The sequence below is a fragment of the Colwellia sp. MB02u-10 genome (assembly GCF_014077185.1).
GTDB lineage: Bacteria > Pseudomonadota > Gammaproteobacteria > Enterobacterales > Alteromonadaceae > Cognaticolwellia.
The window spans coordinates 1-20,636 of the sequence record NZ_JACGVK010000124.1 but is presented as its reverse complement, the minus strand read 5'-3'; the positions used below and the strand labels follow the sequence as shown (position 1 = coordinate 20,636).

Annotated in this window: 19 protein-coding genes; 5 read left to right on the top strand and 14 right to left on the bottom strand. The window is 39.3% G+C overall.

All coding sequences use genetic code 11. The features are described from left to right. Positions 1–8: 8 nt before the first annotated feature. From H4J59_RS12520 to H4J59_RS12490, 7 genes are all read right to left on the bottom strand, one after another. Positions 9–668: a riboflavin synthase gene (locus tag H4J59_RS12520; protein ID WP_182239853.1), complete on the bottom strand. Its 660-nt coding sequence runs from the start codon at positions 666–668 to the stop codon at positions 9–11. Between the two features lie 89 nt (positions 669–757). Then, complete coding sequence (ribD, locus tag H4J59_RS12515) at positions 758–1,885, bottom strand: bifunctional diaminohydroxyphosphoribosylaminopyrimidine deaminase/5-amino-6-(5-phosphoribosylamino)uracil reductase RibD (RefSeq protein WP_182239851.1); 1,128 nt, start codon at positions 1,883–1,885, stop codon at positions 758–760. A 53-nt stretch (positions 1,886–1,938) separates the two neighbouring features. After that, positions 1,939–2,394, bottom strand: a complete 456-nt coding sequence (gene nrdR / locus H4J59_RS12510; RefSeq protein WP_182190102.1) for a transcriptional regulator NrdR — start codon at positions 2,392–2,394, stop codon at positions 1,939–1,941. A gap of 198 nt (positions 2,395–2,592) precedes the next feature. Further along, entirely contained in the window at positions 2,593–3,849 is a 1,257-nt protein-coding gene (glyA, locus tag H4J59_RS12505) for a serine hydroxymethyltransferase (protein ID WP_182239849.1), read from the bottom strand. A gap of 779 nt (positions 3,850–4,628) precedes the next feature. Next, positions 4,629–5,792: an ABC transporter permease gene (locus H4J59_RS12500; protein WP_182239847.1), complete on the bottom strand. Its 1,164-nt coding sequence runs from the start codon at positions 5,790–5,792 to the stop codon at positions 4,629–4,631. Then, complete coding sequence (locus H4J59_RS12495) at positions 5,789–6,535, bottom strand: ATP-binding cassette domain-containing protein (RefSeq protein ID WP_182239845.1); 747 nt, start codon at positions 6,533–6,535, stop codon at positions 5,789–5,791. Before H4J59_RS12495 ends, H4J59_RS12500 begins: the two co-directional genes overlap by 4 nt. Positions 6,536–6,538: 3 nt before the next feature. After that, positions 6,539–8,035, bottom strand: coding sequence for an alpha/beta fold hydrolase (locus H4J59_RS12490; protein ID WP_182239843.1), 1,497 nt, complete (start codon positions 8,033–8,035; stop codon positions 6,539–6,541). 397 nt (positions 8,036–8,432) lie between these two features. On the opposite strand from H4J59_RS12490, the gene H4J59_RS12485 reads away from it, so the two are divergent. Both H4J59_RS12485 and H4J59_RS12480 read left to right on the top strand, forming a co-directional pair. Further along, positions 8,433–8,651 carry an EF-hand domain-containing protein gene (locus H4J59_RS12485; protein WP_182136059.1) on the top strand — a complete coding sequence of 73 codons (219 nt, stop codon included), beginning with the start codon at positions 8,433–8,435 and terminating at the stop codon, positions 8,649–8,651. A gap of 386 nt (positions 8,652–9,037) precedes the next feature. Beyond that, complete coding sequence (locus H4J59_RS12480) at positions 9,038–9,673, top strand: hemolysin III family protein (protein WP_310733187.1); 636 nt, start codon at positions 9,038–9,040, stop codon at positions 9,671–9,673. 42 nt (positions 9,674–9,715) lie between these two features. Here the strand turns inward: H4J59_RS12480 and H4J59_RS12475 are convergent, their stop codons facing one another. From H4J59_RS12475 to H4J59_RS12445, 7 genes are all read right to left on the bottom strand, one after another. Next, positions 9,716–10,915 carry a pyridoxal phosphate-dependent aminotransferase gene (locus H4J59_RS12475; protein WP_182239839.1) on the bottom strand — a complete coding sequence of 400 codons (1,200 nt, stop codon included), beginning with the start codon at positions 10,913–10,915 and terminating at the stop codon, positions 9,716–9,718. Positions 10,916–10,973: 58 nt separating this feature from the next. Further along, complete coding sequence (gene ovoA / locus H4J59_RS12470; RefSeq protein ID WP_182239836.1) at positions 10,974–13,082, bottom strand: 5-histidylcysteine sulfoxide synthase; 2,109 nt, start codon at positions 13,080–13,082, stop codon at positions 10,974–10,976. Between the two features lie 54 nt (positions 13,083–13,136). Then, positions 13,137–14,240, bottom strand: a complete 1,104-nt coding sequence (locus H4J59_RS12465; RefSeq protein ID WP_182239834.1) for a hypothetical protein — start codon at positions 14,238–14,240, stop codon at positions 13,137–13,139. Positions 14,241–14,752: 512 nt separating this feature from the next. Further along, a complete protein-coding gene (locus tag H4J59_RS12460) occupies positions 14,753–14,983 on the bottom strand; it encodes a glutaredoxin family protein (RefSeq protein WP_182239832.1) in 231 nt (76 codons plus the stop codon). Positions 14,984–15,078: 95 nt separating this feature from the next. Further along, positions 15,079–15,690, bottom strand: coding sequence for a fumarylacetoacetate hydrolase family protein (locus H4J59_RS12455; RefSeq protein ID WP_182239830.1), 612 nt, complete (start codon positions 15,688–15,690; stop codon positions 15,079–15,081). 56 nt (positions 15,691–15,746) lie between these two features. Next, a complete protein-coding gene (locus tag H4J59_RS12450; protein WP_182239828.1) occupies positions 15,747–16,097 on the bottom strand; it encodes a hypothetical protein in 351 nt (116 codons plus the stop codon). 98 nt (positions 16,098–16,195) lie between these two features. Next, complete coding sequence (locus H4J59_RS12445) at positions 16,196–16,501, bottom strand: hypothetical protein (protein WP_182239826.1); 306 nt, start codon at positions 16,499–16,501, stop codon at positions 16,196–16,198. A gap of 353 nt (positions 16,502–16,854) precedes the next feature. On the opposite strand from H4J59_RS12445, the gene H4J59_RS19675 reads away from it, so the two are divergent. The 3 genes from H4J59_RS19675 (at position 16,855) to H4J59_RS12430 (ending at position 20,415) form a co-directional block, all read left to right on the top strand. After that, positions 16,855–18,363, top strand: coding sequence for a HAMP domain-containing sensor histidine kinase (locus H4J59_RS19675; RefSeq protein ID WP_182239824.1), 1,509 nt, complete (start codon positions 16,855–16,857; stop codon positions 18,361–18,363). Then, positions 18,363–18,935 carry a hypothetical protein gene (locus H4J59_RS12435; protein WP_182239822.1) on the top strand — a complete coding sequence of 191 codons (573 nt, stop codon included), beginning with the start codon at positions 18,363–18,365 and terminating at the stop codon, positions 18,933–18,935. Before H4J59_RS19675 ends, H4J59_RS12435 begins: the two co-directional genes overlap by 1 nt. 106 nt (positions 18,936–19,041) lie before the next feature. Beyond that, positions 19,042–20,415, top strand: coding sequence for a sigma 54-interacting transcriptional regulator (locus H4J59_RS12430; protein WP_182239820.1), 1,374 nt, complete (start codon positions 19,042–19,044; stop codon positions 20,413–20,415). The last annotated feature ends 221 nt before the right edge of the window (positions 20,416–20,636 follow it).

Genomic DNA, 20,636 nt, shown 5'->3' with positions numbered 1-20,636 from the left:
CAACCTCTTTATTTAATAAAACCATTACGCGCTAATAACGCATGCGTAACACCTGACGGGTCTTGCTTGCCAGTTGTTTGCTTGGTAAGTAATCTTTCTAGGTAGCGGGCAATTAAATCAACTTCTAGATTAACTTTAGTACCCACTTGGTATGTACTGATAATTGTTTGACCTGTGGTATGTGGAACAATCGTTAAGCGAAATTGATCTGCGCTTACACTATTGACCGTCAAGCTAGTACCATCGATAGTCACTGAGCCTTTTTCTGCAATATAGGCTGATAGTTCTGCCGGCATAGTTAACCAATAATCTATGCTATTGCCTTTATGTTCAATGGCGCTAATTTCACTCACCGCATCAACGTGACCCGACACCATGTGGCCACCGAACCGTGTGGTAGGTAGCATGGCTTTTTCAAGATTAACGCTAGCACCCATTTTATAATGTGCGAAACCAGTGCGTGTTAAGGTTTCGCTAGATACATCTGCGCTAAAGCTGGTGCTATCTAAGGCAACAACGGTTAAACAAATACCATTGGTTGCAATTGAGTCGCCTAATTTAACATCTGATAAGTCTAATCTTGCCGTATTAATGCTGACACGCGCGCCATCACCTGAGCTATTAATTGCTTGTAAATGCCCTACGGCTTCTATAATGCCTGTAAACATATTATGTCTCGTCGTCTGTATAGCTTATTGTTTATTACTACTGACCCTAGTTTGGCCAGAGCCTTGTTTGGCCAATCAAAACCTTCACGTTAACGACTAAATTTTGCCGTTATCCTAATATCTTTACCCACCATGCGAATATCATTGATATCGAGGTTTTTAGCCGCTGATAGCTGCAATATCGCCGGCATATTAAGTAAGCCTTTACCATCACTACCGATAAGTTTTGGTGCTTGATAAAGTACCAGTTCATCAACTAAGTTTGCGCTAATAAAAGCGCCCGCTAGCTTAGCACCCGACTCAATTAAAATGTCATTCAAACCTTGTTGAGCCAAGTAAGCTAACAATAAACTGAGATCGATATATTCACTATCGACCGCTTTAGAAATAATCACTTGTTCTACAAAATGCGGCCAAGTTTGGCTATTTTCAATAGTTTGTCGAATTAATATTATTTTACTACTGGTTTTAAAGACAGCAAGATCAGGTGTTAAGCGGTTTTTACCATCAATAATAATACGAACTGGCTGCCTAATATCTGCTTGTGCATAACGCTGCTTTAGCTCACCTAATGCATCCCAACGGACATTCATTTGAGCATTGTCAAAAATAACAGAATCGGCGCCACAAATAATGCCACAACTTTGCGCTCTTAGTCGCTGAACATCAGTGCGGGCTTCACTTGAGGTTATCCACTGGCTTTCACCACTGGCCATAGCCGTTTTTCCGTCCAAGCTTGCCGCTAATTTACAACGAACAAAAGGTAATTTGGTAGTCATTAAGTGAATAAAACCAGGGTTTAATGCCCGAGCATCTTGTTCAAGCAAGCCAAACTCTGTGGTTATTCCTGCCTCAGTTAACAACTCAAGGCCACGACCCGAAACTCTTGGATCCGGGTCCACCATAGCAGCAATAACATGGCTCACTTGTGCTTTAATCAGCGCTTCTGCACAAGGCGGTGTTAAACCAAAATGACTACAAGGCTCAAGCGTGACATAAGCAGTGGCACCTTTGGCTTTGCTTCCAGCCTGTTTTAGTGCATAAACTTCAGCATGCCCTTGCCCTGCTTTTTGATGAAAACCTTCACCAACCACTTCGCCCTCTAACACAATGACACAACCGACACGAGGATTAGGTGAAGTGGTAAAATGGCCACGCTTTGCCAAACTAATGGCACGCTGCATAAACTGATGATCTTTTAACGAAAAATGGCTCATTACTGGACTCAAAGTTAAACTGTGATGAAGCTTCTACCCGTCGAATTCATTCATTATTTTTCATCGCCTAAACGAGCGATTTCTTCGCCAAACTCTTTAATATCTTCAAACGAGCGATACACTGAAGCAAAGCGAATATAAGCAACTTTATCTAACACCTTTAGCTGTTCCATAATAATGGTACCCAGCATTTCACTTGACACTTCGCGCTCGCCCGTTGCTCTAAGTTGTGATTTGAGTTTATTAATCGACAACTCTATTTCTTCAGTACTCACCGGTCTTTTCTCTAACGCGCGCAATAAGCCATTACGCATTTTATCTTCGTTAAAAGGTTCGCGAGAACCGTCACGCTTAATAATGCGTGGCATCACTAACTCAGCACTTTCAAAGGTGGTATATCTTTCATGGCACGCTAAACATTCACGACGACGACGGACTTGGTGACCATCTGACACTAAACGTGAGTCAATAACTTTAGTCTCGTTGGCTGAACAAAAGGGGCAATACATTGATGAGTTCCAAAGTTAACAGGTCATGAGCAATTTAATCTTGGTATGTTAATTGAAAACACTTCATTAAGCCAAATAGTTTGCGATTAATGGCAAACGATTACTAGCCCAATAAAAAAAGTCAAAAAAAATGGCCACGAAAGTGGCCATTTTAAATTTAATCAGGAAATAACAAGATTAGTTAAAAGCTAAAAATAATTACTTATAAACCGGGAAGCGTGCACAAAGCTCACTAACGCCGGCTTGAACTTTAGCGATCACGGCTTCGTTGTTGATATCATCTAAAATATCACAAATCCAACCTGTAGTTGTTTTAGTTTCTTCAACACCAAAACCACGACGAGTAATAGCTGGTGTACCTAAACGTAGGCCAGAAGTGACAAAAGGTGAACGTGGATCATTAGGTACAGAGTTTTTATTCACTGTGATATGAGCACGACCTAATGCGGCATCAGCATCTTTACCCGTAATATCTTTATCAATTAAATCAAGCAGTAATAAATGGTTATCTGTGCCATTAGAGACAACTTTATAGCCACGTTCTTGTAATACCGCCACCATAGCTTTAGCATTATCTAGCACGTTTTGCTGATAAACTTTAAACTCTGGCGCTAATGCTTCTTTAAATGCTACGGCTTTTGCGGCAATAACATGCATTAATGGTCCACCTTGACCACCAGGAAATACCGCGCTATTCAATTTTTTATAAACCGCTTCGTCATCACAGCCCGAAACAATTAAGCCGCCACGTGGGCCTGCTAATGTTTTATGTGTTGTTGTCGTTACAACATGGGCATGTGGCACTGGGTTAGGGTATAAACCCGCAGCAACTAAACCGGCAACGTGAGCCATATCAACGAAAAAGTAAGCACCGACTTTATCGGCGATTTCACGCATACGAGCCCAATCAACCACACCAGAAAAGGCTGAGAAACCACCAATGATCATCTCTGGTTTATGCTCTAATGCTAAACGTTCTAATTCAACATAATCAATATCACCGGTTTCAGGGTGCAAACCGTATTGAAAAGCTTCATATGACTTACCCGAAAAGTTTACGTGTGAACCATGCGTTAAGTGACCGCCATGCGCTAAACTCATACCTAATACTTTGCCGCCTGGAGAAACTAAGGCTTGGAAAACAGCGGAATTTGCTTGTGAACCAGCATGTGGCTGCACGTTAGCATAAGTGGCGCCAAATAATTCTTTTGCGCGATCAATAGCCAGCTGCTCGGCAATATCAACATACTCACAACCACCGTAATAACGCTTACCTGGGTAACCTTCAGCATATTTATTCGTCAGTTGTGAACCTTGAGCTTCGAGTACACGTGGACTACAGTAGTTTTCCGAAGCGATGAGTTCAATGTGTTCTTCTTGACGAACAACTTCGTTACTCATTGCTTGATAAAGTTCTGGATCAAAATCAGCAATATTCATATCACGTGTAAACATGTTATATCCTCAAATAGTCTGCCATTGGCAATACTGGGGGTTGGCTTTAGTTCTAAATTAATTGCGGCATATTTTGCCTGAACTTGCTGAGCTTGTACACGATAAAACCGTGCTCTCTTAGTTCATTTTGCAATCAAATATACTTTGCAGTTAGCTGTAAAAGTTTTTAGTACTAACATCAATAGATAGTTGAAACTAATATACTGTCTTAAAAGCGCAAAAACAATACATTTAATTCATAAAACAACACATTTAATCAAATTAAATGCAAATTAAGAAAAATAAACTGTGATTTATTCGGCACCAATAACACTTAGTTCTGTTAACCAGATCCTGCGCTTAGCAAGGTGGCAAGGCGTTGTTATCGATCTAAGCCCCAACTCAAATAATAAACGCAAGCATGACTCAAATATTTAAGGGCAATAAAGCGTTACCCCTTGAGATGGCGGAAAAGCTGAGTAATGCGCGCGTATAGTTAACACGATATATTAAAGCAGCTTGTTTTGAATCGCAGAGTTTGTTTCAAAACTATTGCTCCTAGGATGTAGCAGTCTTTAATCCTGGTTAACCTACCCAGACAATGAATCAATATGCCTTGCTTACTTACTAAGTAAATAACTAATTCAATAAATAACTCAATGGCTCTTTAGCCACTTTGCACTGGCTTTTTTTGCACACTAATGCGACTTACCTGAAGTTTTTTATACCCGCTTAACCAAAGCCGTTCTCGAGCTATATCTTATTATGGAACGGCTCTATCTGTTACTGACTTACTGTGACTAACTTAACGACATCACCACTTTTTCAGAGGTTAATCGTTTCGCCAAAATTAACACCAAGACCACAGTTAAGGCAATAGTGGCTGCACTGGTAAATAGCAAGGCACTCCAATCAATAGCTAAGCCTTTAAAAACATCTTCCATCAACAATGACTGACCAGATATTGGCATCCAATCGATCCAAGCAGGCTTATCATCCATCATCATTAAGGCAAAAGGAATAACACTAGGCACCATAATTAACATGGTCACGGTTGATTGTGCTTCTTTAAAACTCTTGGCCTGAAAGGCGAATAATAGCTGTAGTGCCGCGGCGAGAAAGCAAATAGGTACCAATAACAACAACAATATAACAAAGGTACTAGCGTCAATACTAAAAGTTGCCCCTATTTTAGTTAGGTCAACAAAGTTCATCGCCACTGAGGTCAACACCAGCATTAATATAATGGAGATAATTGAAATAGCGCTGGCACAACTCAACTTCGCCAGCACTATTTTCAACGTACTTACCGGCTGGCACAGCAGCATTTCTAAAACATTACGCTCTCGTTCACCTGCGCTCGAATCAATCGCCACAGGTAAACCCGACATAAACGCCGCCATCATTAAATAAACCCCTAAAATGAGTGAGATCATCACTGCATTGCTACTAGGCAGTGAGGTGTCTTGCTCAAGCAGTTTAATGGGTTGCAATAATTTAGTGTCTATACCGCGTACTAATAGCCGTTTGTAACCAATAGTTAACGAGTGTTCGCTAATAACAGCTTTAATTCGGCGAATAGGTGACGTTAACGATTTCTCGTTATAATCAGCGCGCAAAGTTAATTCAATCGGCTTACCTGCTGCCATATCGACAATGAATGTATCAGGAATGCTCAGTTCAATATTACGTTCATTCCAATTACGCTCTTCATCTTCGGGTACATCAGCAAAAGATAAAATATTCTCGTCTTTGAGGGCGTTAATCAGTTTTGGTGCATGTTGCTCACCACTATATTTCACATAAACTGGCGGGTTGTCTACCGCTTCTTTAATCGCGACTTTTAACATGACCATGATCATGACCGGCATCAATAAAGCCATGCTCATCGCTACCATTAGTGCGCGCCGGTCGCGAAAAGCTTCTTTAAACTCTTTTACCATTAAGGCTTTCAATTGCATCATGCGGCGACTCCTTCATCAGAGCCAATGAGTTTCACGAAGGCTTCTTCCAATAAGCTTTCTCCTGCTAAATCACACAACTCTTGCGGTGTGCCTTGGGCCGCTAATTTACCGTTTGAAACTATGATCACGCGATCGCACAACGCAGCAACTTCTTGCATAACATGTGAGGAAAATAAAATGCAGTGGCCTTTGGCTTTGAATTTAGCTAAGTGGTTACGCAGCACGCGCGTACTCATCACATCTAAACCACGGGTGGGTTCATCAAGTACAAAATTTTTCGGTTGATGAACTAATGCCTGAGCCAAGGTCACTTTCATGCGCTGGCCTTGCGAAAACCCCACCGTTTTGCGATGCGCTAATTCAGTCATTTCTAAATCAGATAGAATTTGCTCAATGGCGGCATGCTTTTTTGCGCCTTGCATGCCATGAATACTGGCAAAATAATCAATTTGTTCATAAGCGGTTAAGCGCTCATACAAGCCAAATTTATCGGGAAATATGCCTAATAGTTTTCTAGCTTTAATCGGCTCTTCTGTCACTTTAATACCATCAATGGTCACATAACCTTCATCGGCACGAAGTAAACCGTATAGTGTGCGCAAACAAGTAGTTTTACCGGCACCATTGGGGCCTAAAATACCAGTAATTTCGCCATCTTTTGCAGTAAACGACAAACCATCTAACGCTTTAACGGTATTTTTTTTGCTGACAAAACTTTTATGTAAATTATTAACTTCAATCATGATTTATTCCTTTGCTTTTGTTGGCATAGCGCTAGGCGTTACTTGGGCTGCACCACCATTTAAACCCACCATAAATGACTCGTCAGGAATTTCTTCAAGACATGACTCATCAAGTTCCTTTGGCGTTTGTTGCTCTAAAAATTCATTAACGATTTTAATACCGCAAGCGGTTGAGGCAACGATATGCGCGTTGTTTTTAGAAATAATATGATGACTATTGGGTAAATGCGCGTCAGACTTTTCACCATTACTGGCCGGCGTGACCGGGTCTAATGCACCCGACATGATCAGGGTTGGAATATCCGCACTAACGGTTTGATAAAAATCGTCGCTCGGTTGATACTTTGGCCAAACAGCACACACTTTTCCAACCATAGTTAAGCTCATGCCTTTAGCAAAATTATTGTCGGCATCGTCAGCTTTCATACCGGCAGATATTCTGGGATAGTCTTCATTGCAAACAATATTAAAATGCAAAGCTATATAAATACCCATGCCACCTTCACTTTGAGCAATAACACCCGCCAATGGCTTATAGTTACCTAAATAGGCTTGATGAATTAACAGCGGCACTAGGCTACGTGTTTCCATCGAGTACAGTTGCATTTGTATGGTTGAAATGAATTTATCCTTACTAATAATAAAGGCGGTATTAGTGCCTAATCTTGGATGGTCAATTTCTACCGTCACCGGTGCCTGCGATAATTTATTGGTGATGGCGGCAAACTCATTTGCCAATTCTGGGTATTGTGCCGCACAACTTAGTTCGTTCTGACAGTTTTCAACCAGCTTAATAAAGGACTGCTCTGCGCTTTTACCAAATAAGCCAATAGGCACTTCGATTGGGCCAACACTGTCGAGTACCACACTTTTTAACGAATTTGGGAACATACGCATATAAACCAAACCGGCACGGGTGCCATAAGAGCCGCCGTAAATATGTACTTGTTGATGACCTAACGCCGCTCGCACCGCCTCAAAATCTCGAATCGAATTTTCTGAGTTATATTGGCTTAAGTCTCCCGTAAGCTGCGCTAGACATTGCTCAATATCAGTAAGGGCAAAATCTTCAGGTATACTGGTGTAGGGATCAATCTCTAATGAGTCTTCACATTGCAGAGGATGTGACTGACCTGTGCCGCGTTGGTCAATAAGAATTAAATCGCGGGTTTTTCTAATCTCGTTAAAACCGCGAAAAATATGGCTAGCCAGCTCAGTTGCGGCTTGACCCGGGCCACCGGCCAGAAACATTAGCGGGTGTTTTTCTTGACTATTATCTATTGCCGGTAACAACACAAAATTTATATCAATTTTTACGCCATCTGGTTTTTCATAATTCTCTGGTGTAACTAAAGTGCCGCACTGTACTTGTTGTCTAATACCCTCTATATAACAGCTTGTTAAGGTTAATGGCTGTTTTACACTATTCTCAGCCCAACTGCTGTTGGTTATTGCAATGAGTAAACTTGCACTCAATAAACCTTTCCAATTTATTTTCATTTTATCTTCCCTTTAAAACCTTGACTGCATAGTCTTATCATTGGCGATTCTATTACATCTTTTTTTTTAAAATTCAATTCAAACTATTTTTAATGGCTAACACGACCGACTACCGCGAGATAGAGCCGCTAAGAAGTTAACACATAACCAAGTTGCTAAGCGCTAAATAAAGTAAAAAATAGTTAATTGAAAAATAACATGACTTGCTGTGATATTTATCATGCTAAAGAGCGATCATCATGCTATTCGATATCAGCAATGCCCTTTGCTCTATAAAAATAGCCTTATGTGGCAAAAACACACGATTGCACGAAATAACAGAATTAATCATTCACATAGTCCTAAAATAACGATAAAGTCTGTTATAAGTATTATTCGCCAGATAAGAGGATGACTGATGGAATTAAATCAGTGGGTAGATGAATTATTTGAATTGTTTGATGAAGATAAAGACGGTGTCATCAATAGAAGTGAGTTTGTCGAATTGATTGACTGCTTGCTACAAGATAAAGGCATTCGTATGTGTGAAACCATATTCAATCGCTTTGATAAAAATCATGACAACTCAATTTCCAAAGATGAGTTACGTGAAATGGTTATCGATCTAGCACTATAGTGCTTATTTGCGCTTGTATATCGCTCGCTATATAAGCGCATTTTTATGTGTCTTGACGATTAAATTTAACCTATTGATTTTAATGATATAAATAAAACTTCCAACTTATTTTAAGCAATAGTACTGAATTCCCCTCTTGCTACCCGTTCATGGATAGTGCCTTTGCTGTTATGACAAAAATTTTTCTAAAAAATATTATTCAAACGCGCTTTCTTAGTCACCTTTTTCAAGTAACTTTTCTTCGCCCTTATTTCTCAACAATGATGAAACCATGTTAGCTTTTGTATCATGCTTCACAAGCTTAAAGGTCAGGCCTCTAGCATTCCAATCTGTGGCTTGTTATCATGCTCGGCGTACACGTGTACACTGAAATAGGAATATATAACGTGCAAAATCAAGATTACGGTTTAGCAGAAGAAATTGTCAATGCAGTTAGTCACGGACTGGCAGCATTGCTTAGTGTCGCCGGCTTAACACTTTTAGTCACTTTAGCCTGGATACAAACTGACATGGTTAAAATCATCAGTTTTAGTATTTATGGCGCTAGTCTGGTTTTACTGTTTAGTGCCTCAACACTTTATCATGCGCTATTACATAAAAAGGCAAAAAGAGTATTTAAGCTACTCGATCATTGTGCGATTTATTTATTGATTGCCGGCACATATACCCCACTCATGCTAGTTACATTAGCTGATGACATTGGCCCGCTAATGTTAGCTCTTATTTGGGGGCTAGCCATTTTAGGTATCGCTTTTAAAGTTAAGTTTGGTAACAAATATAAGAAGTTATCGCTATCAACCTATTTAGGTTTGGGTTTGATTTCCCTAACCTTTATACATAAGCTCAATGCTAAACTTGCCTATGAAGGCATGATTTTACTGGCTTTAGGTGGTATTATTTATGGCTTGGGTACTATTTTTTACGTCAGAAAAGACAAGCAATATAGTCATGCTATTTGGCATGTTTTTGTATTTTTAGCCGCTTTGTGCCACTTTTTTATGATGTTTTTTTACGTACTGTAAATAACTAAAAAGTGATTGCTGACCGTTATAAACTGTCAGCTGTTAAGCGCTATCCATATTCATTGTTAGCAAATAATCTTCAAATTTTTCTAGTGTGTTGGCGAAGCTCTTTTGGCCTAGCCCTAAGCGAAAATAATTACCTGAAAGTCCGAAAAGCTCACTTGGCAGCGCTAATATACCGCTTTGCTTGGCAAGTTTATCTGACCAAGATATTATTGAGTCGATATTTTTAACCTCAACTAATGCGAGCATACCTGCCTGAGGCTTATGCCAATGTAATTTTTCTGGGTGTCGTGCAACAAGTGCCAAAAAAAGCGCTATATTGTCGGCAATAAGCTGATTATTGCGTGTTAAAATTTCTTGGCTATTTTGCAATGCCTGCAGCGCTAATTTTTCATCAATTTTCGAGCAGCAAATAGAATGAACGGCTTTAATTGCCATTAAGCTTTGCTGTAATGCCTTATTGGGTGTTACCGCCCAACCAATACGAACGCCGGCCAATCCTAAGCTCTTAGACATCACACCCACAACAATACTTTTTGCGTAGTCTAAATAACCATGAGCTAAAGCTAAATCATCGTAATTGCTGGCTTGTGAAACATCGTCACTTAACAAGTAACACTGATAATGCTGCGCCAGTTGCAGTATTTGCTCAGCGAGTTCACTGTCAATAACACTACCCGTTGGGTTATGTGGTGAATTCAGCACAATAAGCTGGGTTTTGTTATTCACCACTTGCTTAAAATCGTCAATATTGGCTTGCCAATGGTTGTCAGCGCAAAGTGCTATTTCTCTGACGATAACGCCCATCGACTTCGCCATACTGACCAAAGACGGATAACTGGGTGTCATGACAACTATTTCATCGCCGGCACTTAATACTGCTTGATAAATGGCTGAAAGGGCTTCCTGCGCGCCGCAAAATGTCACCGCGCTATCGGCTGTTATTAATCGGCGATGGCAGTTTAACCCTTGGTGAAAATTAACGATTTCTTGCCGCAACGCTTCATCGCCTTGAACAGGCGAGTAACTTAAAAGTGTTGCGCCAATAGGGTCTGTTTCAACAGCGCTTATAGTTAGATTATTAGTGCCTAAACTGCTAGCGTCTAAACCAGCAGTGCCAAGCTGACACAACTGAGCTAATGTCAAAGCCTGTGCGGTCGAATCACTTAAATTATGCTGTATATAACCCGCAAGACTTTGACTATAAGCAATATGTTTAGGCAGTGAGTAAGTTGGCATAGGTTAACTATTCTTCTTTATATAAATGCTTATGTAAATACGGCGATAAGTCAGCAAGCTATTTTGCTCGCCAAACACTAAGCTGACAGTAAGAGACATTGAAATTACGCGCAGAGTCTGCAACAACGCGCGGTAAATCTTTGGTCGCTACAAGGTCAAACTCATCATTGAGCTCACTGGTTAAGGCATCAATACCTGATAAGTTTTCGCCATTAACTTTTATGCCACTTAGCCATTTAGCTTTATCAGTTGTCTGCAACTGATAATGGTAATCTGAAATAATAATCAGTAACCCTAACGGGTTTAAACGGCTTACGGCATTAGCCAATAAACGCTTAGGATCGTAACTCTGCTCCAAAGCATTTTGAATCAAAATAACATCATAGTGCTTAAAGTTATCTTTGAGATTACAACCGTCTGCCTGACTGAACAATATCCGGTCACTATTAGCCTGTTTAACCTTATCCGCTAGGGTAATTTCATTATACTCACAGATATCTCCTTCAATCGTATGGGTATAACGGACACTAGCGCCAGTTTGTAATTGCACACCATATTGAATGGTGCGCGCAGAGAAGTCTACCGCATCAATATGTTGAAAAGATTGACTCAGTTCAAATGCTACTCGCCCAACACTACAGCCTAAATTAAGTAAGCGCTCAGTCGCAACATTTTCAGCGGCGATAAAACTTTCCACCTGTTGTGCTATTTGTTGACCATAATTTTCATGGCCAAGCGCATTAGCGCCGAAATAACATTCAAGCTGCTGGCAAATATCTTTACTTGTTTCATATTTATTAACTACTGTTGGTGGTTTTTCTGCATGCTCACTAACCACATAACGAAAGCCTGCATGCTGATAAAAATGTCGACGAAAGGCATAGCGTGAAGAGGCTAAAGTTTCATTACCCGTAGAGATCCAAGACCCGCCTTTAATTAAGTTATGCTCGCCGTCAAAGGTCGGTGTCGAAAAGTCGTCGTATAAAGGGTGAACATTAAAGCCAGCAAAGCCGTCAATGGCTGATTCAGTCCACTGCCAAGTATTACCAATAACATCAAAAAATTCACCCTGCTGATGTCGGTTAACTGGGCATGATGATGCTTGATAAGCTAAGTCAATATTACCTGGCACCTCAGGCCACTGGTGTTGGTCACCAGCAACATGCTCACGAAGACAATACCACTGGGCTTCTGTGGGTAAACGAACAAAACCTGTGGTAGTTTTTTGTCGCCACTGGCAAAACGCTTTTGCTTCTAAGTAATTAACTTCTACCGGCCAATCTAATGGCAAAGGCATCTCACTTGTTAAGTTACGCTGAGCATATTGGCCATTGCTATAGCGCCAAAATCTCGGCATTTCAGCTTGAGTAAATTCCAGCCATGCTTGGCCTTCTTGGCACCAGAACTGCTCTGTTCGATAGCCACCGGCGACAACAAAAGCCATGAATTCATCATTAGACACTAGAAATTTAGCGGCACTGAAGTTATCAACATCAACGTCTTGATGGCCATATTCATTATCCCAGCCAAAGGTTTTGTCATCTGCTTTTTTTCCTAACGATAAGTGCTGAGACTTAACCGGTATTAATTGGTTTTCAGGTGCAACTGATGAATTTAAGCACGGCTGCCATTGATCTTGGCTTGTTAACCACTTTAATGGCAACATACGCATAATCACCGATGACGTTTCAAGATGAATACGTTCGTGCTCGCAGCCCATCAATATCATCCATGCTAACGAGTCTTGCGTAATGGGTAAACTCAACGCCATATTGTCAATTAAATCGAGTACTAAATCATAAACTTGCTGGCGATAAATTCGAACTTCATCGACACTTGGCCAATCATAGTGTTCGCTATTAAGATCGTCCCAACTCATTTCATCAACCCCGACCGCGCAAATAGCTTCTAAACGGCTGTTGACTCGCTGCTTAATATATTTACCCAGTATCAGCTTATTGATATAAAAAGTTGCGGTATGTCCAAAATAAAAAATTAACGGGTGACGTAACCGTTCTGGCCTTAAAAAATAGGCATGGTCATGATTGATCAGTGAGAATAATGACTCATATGTCGACCAAGTATTTTTAAAGTATTCAGTCAACTCTTGTCGCTTTTCTGCTGTCGAGTTGCCATCAAGTGTCGGGGTATTTAATTGTTTTATCATTTAATTCTTCGCTAAATATGTTGGTAGTCGACTTAGTATTTCAAAACTCACGCTTTAAATAATGATACTTGGCCGTTGAAATTGTTTTAAATAACCATGTTGCAATAATTGCCCCATACTTAACTCTGTTGTTTTTTCACCATAACTGCCGGTTACACTGAGTGCTTTGTCTATACTTTGGTTGAACCAATCATTATTGGCAAATAACGTAATAGCGCCAACACTGTTGGCTTGATCATGTAACGAGCTCGGTAACTGGCCATACGTTTCACTCTGCACCTGGTAGCCATTTTTCATCTCATCAATAGCTTCAATAACATTTAACAAAGCAAAAATCACATTCAAATAGGGGTTGTAGTGCTCACTTGACGCACCTAACCTGTGTTCAATCCTAGCGGTTTTATGCCAATTATTCTGACTCACGATGACATTATTTTTATCATCATATAATAGTGGCTCAACACCCATTTTTTGATTGTGTTTACCAATGTCTCTGTACAAAGCAATACTGCCTTGATGCCCGCCAGAAATATCAACAGGGGAGCATAGTTCTTCTGCTAAGCCATATTTCGACTTTAATGCTAAGCGTTCAAAGGCTTCTTCTTCTGGCAGATAAATTAAGCAACAAGCTAAACTTGTACGTAAAAAATGTTGCTGTAAACATTCACCAAAATCACCAGAAACCAGTAAATTTTTTCCACTGACATCTTGTACGCTAACATTAATTTGTACCGCATTAGGGATATGTACCGCACGGTTATCGCCACTGAAAATACTTTCACACCCAGCAGCCAACTTGCCATGGTCACCCGCCCAAATAACAGGCTTAATAAGTGTTTTTGTCGCGCCTTGAGCAGCAAACAGTTTCGGCAATATTTCAATAGCGCGACTAAGGTTTTGTGCCTCTTTTAATGGGCTTTGGCCATTGAAAATAGACACATACTCCCACTGATTACTCCAATACTCAGCAACCACTTCACCATCAATACCCAGTGCTAATAAATTTCTATTCACCTGCCTATAATCTATATGCTTATCTTTTGGCTTTTGATAACACCCTTCCAATTCAAAGTGTATTAATGCGCGAAAGCCGCGTTGATTGATGTAATCTTGCAGACCAGAAATTATGGCTTCTGCGAGCCTATTTAAACTATTCATAATGGATAAATACTTGAACGTTGATATTTTGAATATACTTGGATAATAGGAAAAATTATAGCTAAGTAACTTATAGTTTTGTTATACGTAGTAATAATGATTTAGGATTAAAAAACTTTAACTTGATTGTTATTCTGGTATTTTGCTTGATATAAAGCTTGACCAGTATTGAGATAAAAATGAACATTATTTTCAGATTGGGACGACAAGACAAATAAATGTCGCAATCGTGATACTGATAGTCACACTAGCTTGATGTTATTTATCTATTGTTCAGTGATGAATTAACTAAGAGTTGCTCAACAATGTTTTGCTGTGATTTTTTTGGCTGTGACTGGTGACTTTTGACTTTAACCTAGTTGTTACAACAATATTTTTTCTGGGTAGCACACAAGGATACTGCAAGGCCAATACCAAAAAATATTCTCTTGGCGAAAAACCTCTGAACAATTTCTTCAAGCTTCTCGATAATAAAGGTACTTTTTATGGCTTTAGTATTGGTCTGTTGAGGATTAGTTATCTTGATATAGTTCATTAAAGCTTTTAATGTTAAAGCCTCTGAGAACTTGATTACCGATTTTTAATACCGGTACACCACGTAAGTTTAATTTGGCAAACTCTTTCTGGCCTGCTGGCGTCTTTACATTACATAAACGAAACGCAATTTTTTTTTCTTCAAGGTAGCGTTTTGCCGTCTGGCAATGTGGGCAATTAGTCATGGTATAAAGCGTGATACGTTGCATAAAGTGAGTTTTAAACAGTTAAGTTAATTTAATCAATTATCGCATAGAATGAGCGTAACACACTCATTACAGTGAGATATTATATTGGTTGCAAGCTAAGTTGCTTGCCATTGTTTAGTCACTAGAACCTTATCTTTATTTAGTACTCGCCCTTCAAAGACATCACCCGATACCACTTCACCGACACCGGCAGGTGTGCCTGTCATCACAATATCGCCGTCTTCTAGGGTAATAAAAGAACGAATTTCATCCAATATGGCTTGCGGTGAATGTAACATCATCGCTATTGAAGCAGATTGTCGGCATTCACCATTGATCAAAAGCGCTAACGATAGGCATTTATCAATAACATCTATCGTCACAAAATCGCTAAATAGTGCAGAACCTGTAAAGGCTTTAGCGCGCTCCCATGGCAAGCCTTTAGATTTTAACTGAGTTTGCAAGGCTCTTTTAGTCAAATCTAAACCTATAGCAAGGGCAGAAAATTTACTTTTTTGATACAAAAAACAAAGCTCAGCTTCATAATGCAAGGTTTCTTGATGGTAAGAGCAAAGTTGCTCACCAATAGCCGCATTGGGTTTCATAAATAACACCATATCATCAGGAACTTCATTACCTAGTTCACTGATATGTAAAGTGTAATTTCGACCAACACAAATAATTTTAGATGGTGTAATATAAGTATTATTAACTTTAACCGAATTCATTAGACTGCCTTTAAAATACGTTAACGCACCATGCTAAACGCAATCAGTGCTAATAACTATACTATAACTAATTTTAAATCGGGTTGAACACAATTTATTGGCGGCACTTTAACCGTATCTGAAAATTTTCGCTGTTGCTTAAAACGATCAAAACTTATGGTTTCAAGTCCTAATTGCTGACTCATTTTTCCAAAGGTTTGATAGTCTTCACGTGTAAAGTCATCATCTTCACGAGTCAACAGGCCATCAATATATGCGCTGTCACCATTTAAGGCAATGTTGGCAACAGCAGTGTAAGGTTTACCAAAATCCTCAACGCGTATTGCCCGTACTGATTTCACTTCAAAAATCCATTTATCAATTTTAACATAACGCGACAAACTATCTTCAGAAGACTGATCTTTCATGTGGGGAGGTCCTTAAAGTCAGTAAAAATGATCGACTGCTTGGTTAAAAAAACACTAGCAGTCGAAAAAACAAGCTATTAACAGACAAAAATTATTTTTTATAATAAATGCTTTTTCATCTTAGCTAGATATTGGTTAAATTCTTCTTCATTAATTTCTGTATCGCCATTAATATCGAGCTGAACAAAAACTTTTGTTAATGTCTCATTTTTAGCTAATTCATTTGCACTTAAGCTATTACTTTTATCGACGTCATAATCTGTGACTAATTGAGAAAAAGAAGATGTAGGCTCTGCCACTTTAAGCGTTGTTTTAGTAACATCATTGTTAGCAAAAGCAAGGTTTGATGCCAGTGATGCGACAACAACAGTGATAGACAGTTTTTTTAAGCTCATATTATTCATATCTGAATCCTTTTAATTAATAGCACATCAAAAAATATGCCGAGCATGGCCCGTGCCACTTACAATAGATACTTTGCACATCCCGTGCCAAAACATAGGCAATTGATTTTTATAGATTTAAATAATAAACGTTCCTAATGGATGTCTCTAATTAGCAACAACTTGTCTGCACCATAATTTATAAATAGTGACTGAAACTAACTAACTTAAAAAATATACATATAAAACAATAATTTAAAAAAATTAAAAGCTGTCAGCACTATTGTCTCCGTATTGAGACAGCATTGTTTTTTTTGCGTTTTTAGCTAACACTATATAAATGTTTATGAGGAAAAAAGGCCCAAGCACGCATTGTGAGCAATTCAACCACACTCGCCAATAAAGCGCATAATAGAAATTTTTCGATAAAGAGCTTATCAATAAAATCATTAACCTTATTAGGCTTTGGTTTAGTCGCTTTACCTCTGGTCATTGCTTTAATTTTTGGTGCCTCGCAAGTCAATACGCTTGCTAAAAAAAGTGCCAGTGCAATTACCGGTATAACGGAGATATTGGATCAGCAACAATTACTGAAAAGTAGTCAAATCAAACTGGAACGCAGTGCTGCACAATATTTAGTACTGCGAGATCCAGCTTTGGCAACCAGCTATAATGAGCAGTGCAAGCAAATATTACACTTAGCTCAACAATTAATGGCGGCGAGTCAAGACCAAAAATTACGGCTATTAGTAACTGAATATGCCCAAACTGTTACGACACTGATTGAACAGACCATGCCAGAAGCTGTACAAAAATCGCCTACTGACAGCACAATCATCAAGCCAATACAGGTCAAGTTTAGTGCCCTAAATATGACTTATGAGCAAATTACTCAGCGAAGTGGTGAACTTAATACCTTACATATCACAAATATTAAACAGGCCGCGCAAGCTGTCCGCGATATTATGATCCAGAGTTTAATTATTATTCCTATTAGCCTACTTATTGCGGCTATATTTATTTTCTTAATCACTAGCCCGCTTAAAGTACTTGCCCAGAGTATTTTTCGATTACAACAAGGGCATTTTGATCATGAAATCAAAGTAACAGGTTCGCCAGAAATTCAAGAAATAGTGCTAGCCTTGGAAAACATGCGTACACGTTTACAAGCATTAGAGTTACAAAAATCGAGCTTTATTCGCCATATATCACATGAATTAAAAACTCCCCTAGCAGCAATTAGAGAAGGCACAGAGCTGTTATATGATAATAGTGTTGGTGAACTCAATGCCGAGCAACAAGAAATTTCTCACATTATTAAAGACAGCGTCTTTCGCTTACAAAAGCATATTGAAGACTTACTCGATTTCAATATTGTCCTCGACTCAACCAGTTTACAAGATTCTAAGTTAATACAGATTAATGAGGTAGTCTATCAAGTGATCGCAGAGCAAAAGTTAGCTATAAAGCGTAAAAAAATCATCCTTAATAATAAATTGAGTGATATCGCTCTTTTTAGTAATCGTAAACAAGTAGCGGTTATTATCGACAATATTTTGTCCAACGCGATAAAATATTCACCGGATGAAGGCGTTATAGATATTTCTTCGGCATTAGTAGATGGCCACTTGCAGCTCTTTATTAGCGATCAAGGTATGGGGATTACTGAGGAAAATAAAGACAAAATATTTGATGCTTTTTATCAAGGTCCGCCACCTGAGAAAAATTTAATCAAAGGCAGTGGTCTCGGTCTCACCATAGTTAAAGAACTCATACTACGCCTCAATGGCGATATTGAATTTTTGACTGCAAAAAGTGACCAACAGGGGACTAAAATAAAAATCACCTTACCACGCGCTTTTCGCCAAGAGGAATCTGTTTAATGGCTAATTTACAGCGATTTTCATCAGTAATGATAGTACTAAGCATAGTGGTACTACTGTTATCTGGTTGTCAACTCATGACAAAGCACGATAATAGCAGCACAAGTTATGGTGAGTATTACCTAACATTGCAACAACTTGACCAACAACAACTAACCGATGAGATTAGTAAGCAAAAAAAAGCACTTGAAAAACCAACAAAAAAAAACAGCCAGATGCACTATCATGAAGCGCAGATAAAACTTCTGCTACTTTATAGCCTACCTACGTCACCTATTTACAATGCGTTAAACGCTAAAGTGTTGTTAAATGAATTGAACAGTGAGGATAACAATGCCGCATTCGCTAATATCAGCCCAAGCGAACAGGCTTTTATTTCCTTATTGCGCGATCAATTAAATCAATATTTACTGATGAGAAGTCGCTTGCTCGCTCAGCAACAAGAGCTTCAACAATCACAACGACAGCAAGCAATAAAACAACAAGAAACATTAATCGAACAAGTGAAGTTATTAGAGCAAACTATTAAACAACTAAAAAACATTGAACAAGCTATTGATAAAAGAGATTAGTAATTGCTAGTTAAAGGTACTATTGAGTGCACTAGCGATTATCGATCAATTTAAGTCCTATTTTTAGCACTATATTTTAGCCATAGATAAGCACCGAGAATAACCCATGACCAATCTTAATCCAACTGCCGTTAAAACAGACAGTAAAATTCTAATCGTTGATGACGATCCTAGCTTGCTGCGACTACTTGCTATCCGTTTGGCTGCAGCAGGCTATCAAGTTGAGTCAGCAAAAAATGCCAAAATAGCCCTAGGCCGACTCGAGAGTTTTCATCCGCAATTAGTAATCAGCGATCTTAAAATGGAAGGCATGGACGGCATGGCACTATTTGAACAAATAAGAGCTAAGCACCCCCATATTCCGGTCATTATCATGACCGCCCACGGCACTATTCCTGATGCGATTAATGCCACTAAACAAGGGGTTTTTAGTTTTCTCACTAAGCCCTTTGAAAGTAAAGAGCTACTGGAAATAGTACAACAAGCCATTCGCCTGCAACCGGCAGAACTCAACCACAGTCAGGCTGATAACCGATGGCGTGATAAAATTATTAGTCGCAGTACTATTATGGAGTCGCTTTTACAACAAAGTAAGCAAGTGGCAAAAAGTGATTTTAGTTTACTTATTCAAAGCCAAAGTGGCACAGGTAAAGAGCTGTTGGCAAAAGCGATTCATTTGGCAAGCCCTCGACATCAACAAACATTTACCGCTATTAACTGCGCTGCTATTCCTGAGCAGCTGCTAGAATCTGAATTATTTGGTCATAGCAAAGGCGCATTTACCGGCGCGGAAAAAAATCATATTGGCTTATTTCAAGCAGCAGATGGCGGTACACTATTTTTGGATGAAATTGGTGATATGCCCATGAGTTTTCAGGTAAAACTGCTACGTACCTTGCAAGAACGAGAAATACGCCCCGTGGGTAGCACACAAGCGATTAAAGTTGATGTTAGAATTATTTCAGCAACCCATAAAAATTTACAGCAAGCCATTATTGACAAAACATTTCGTGAAGACTTGTATTACCGACTCAATGTCGTTGAATTAGAGTTGCCACCCTTGTCTGAACGTCGAGAAGATATCCCATTACTTGCGCAATATTTTTTAAGTCAGTCTGCAGACCAATCACACATCAATATTACTGGTTTTTCGCAAGAAGCCATGGAAGTGTTGATCAGCGCAACTTGGCCAGGCAATATCAGACAATTACAAAATGTTGTTGAGCAAACACTCGCCTTGTCTACTGAGCCATTAATTAGCGAAATGTTGGTAAAGAATGCACTGCGCGATAACACCACGATTTTACCCTCATTTGTCCAAGCCAGAGATAAATTTGAACGTGATTACCTTGCCAAGCTGTTAAAGATTACGGCCGGGAATGTTTCACAAGCAGCAAAAATAGCACAAAGAAATCGCACCGAATTTTACAAACTGCTTAATCGCCACCATCTTTCGGCAGAGGCATTTAGGGAAGAATAGAGTAAGCCACTTGAGAAGACAGCATTCGCTGCTATGAGTAGTCTGAATAGCTAGATCTAGGCGTTTGCTATAGAAGCTTAAGCAAAACCAAGAGTAATACCACTTTCATTAAATTTGTGATCTTGTTGTGCGCAGAGAAAATGCATCAGGGCAAGACGCTTGATTGAGCAATAGCTGGCTATTGTGATTGAGAGCACCGTAGCCTTGGTGTATTTTAACCA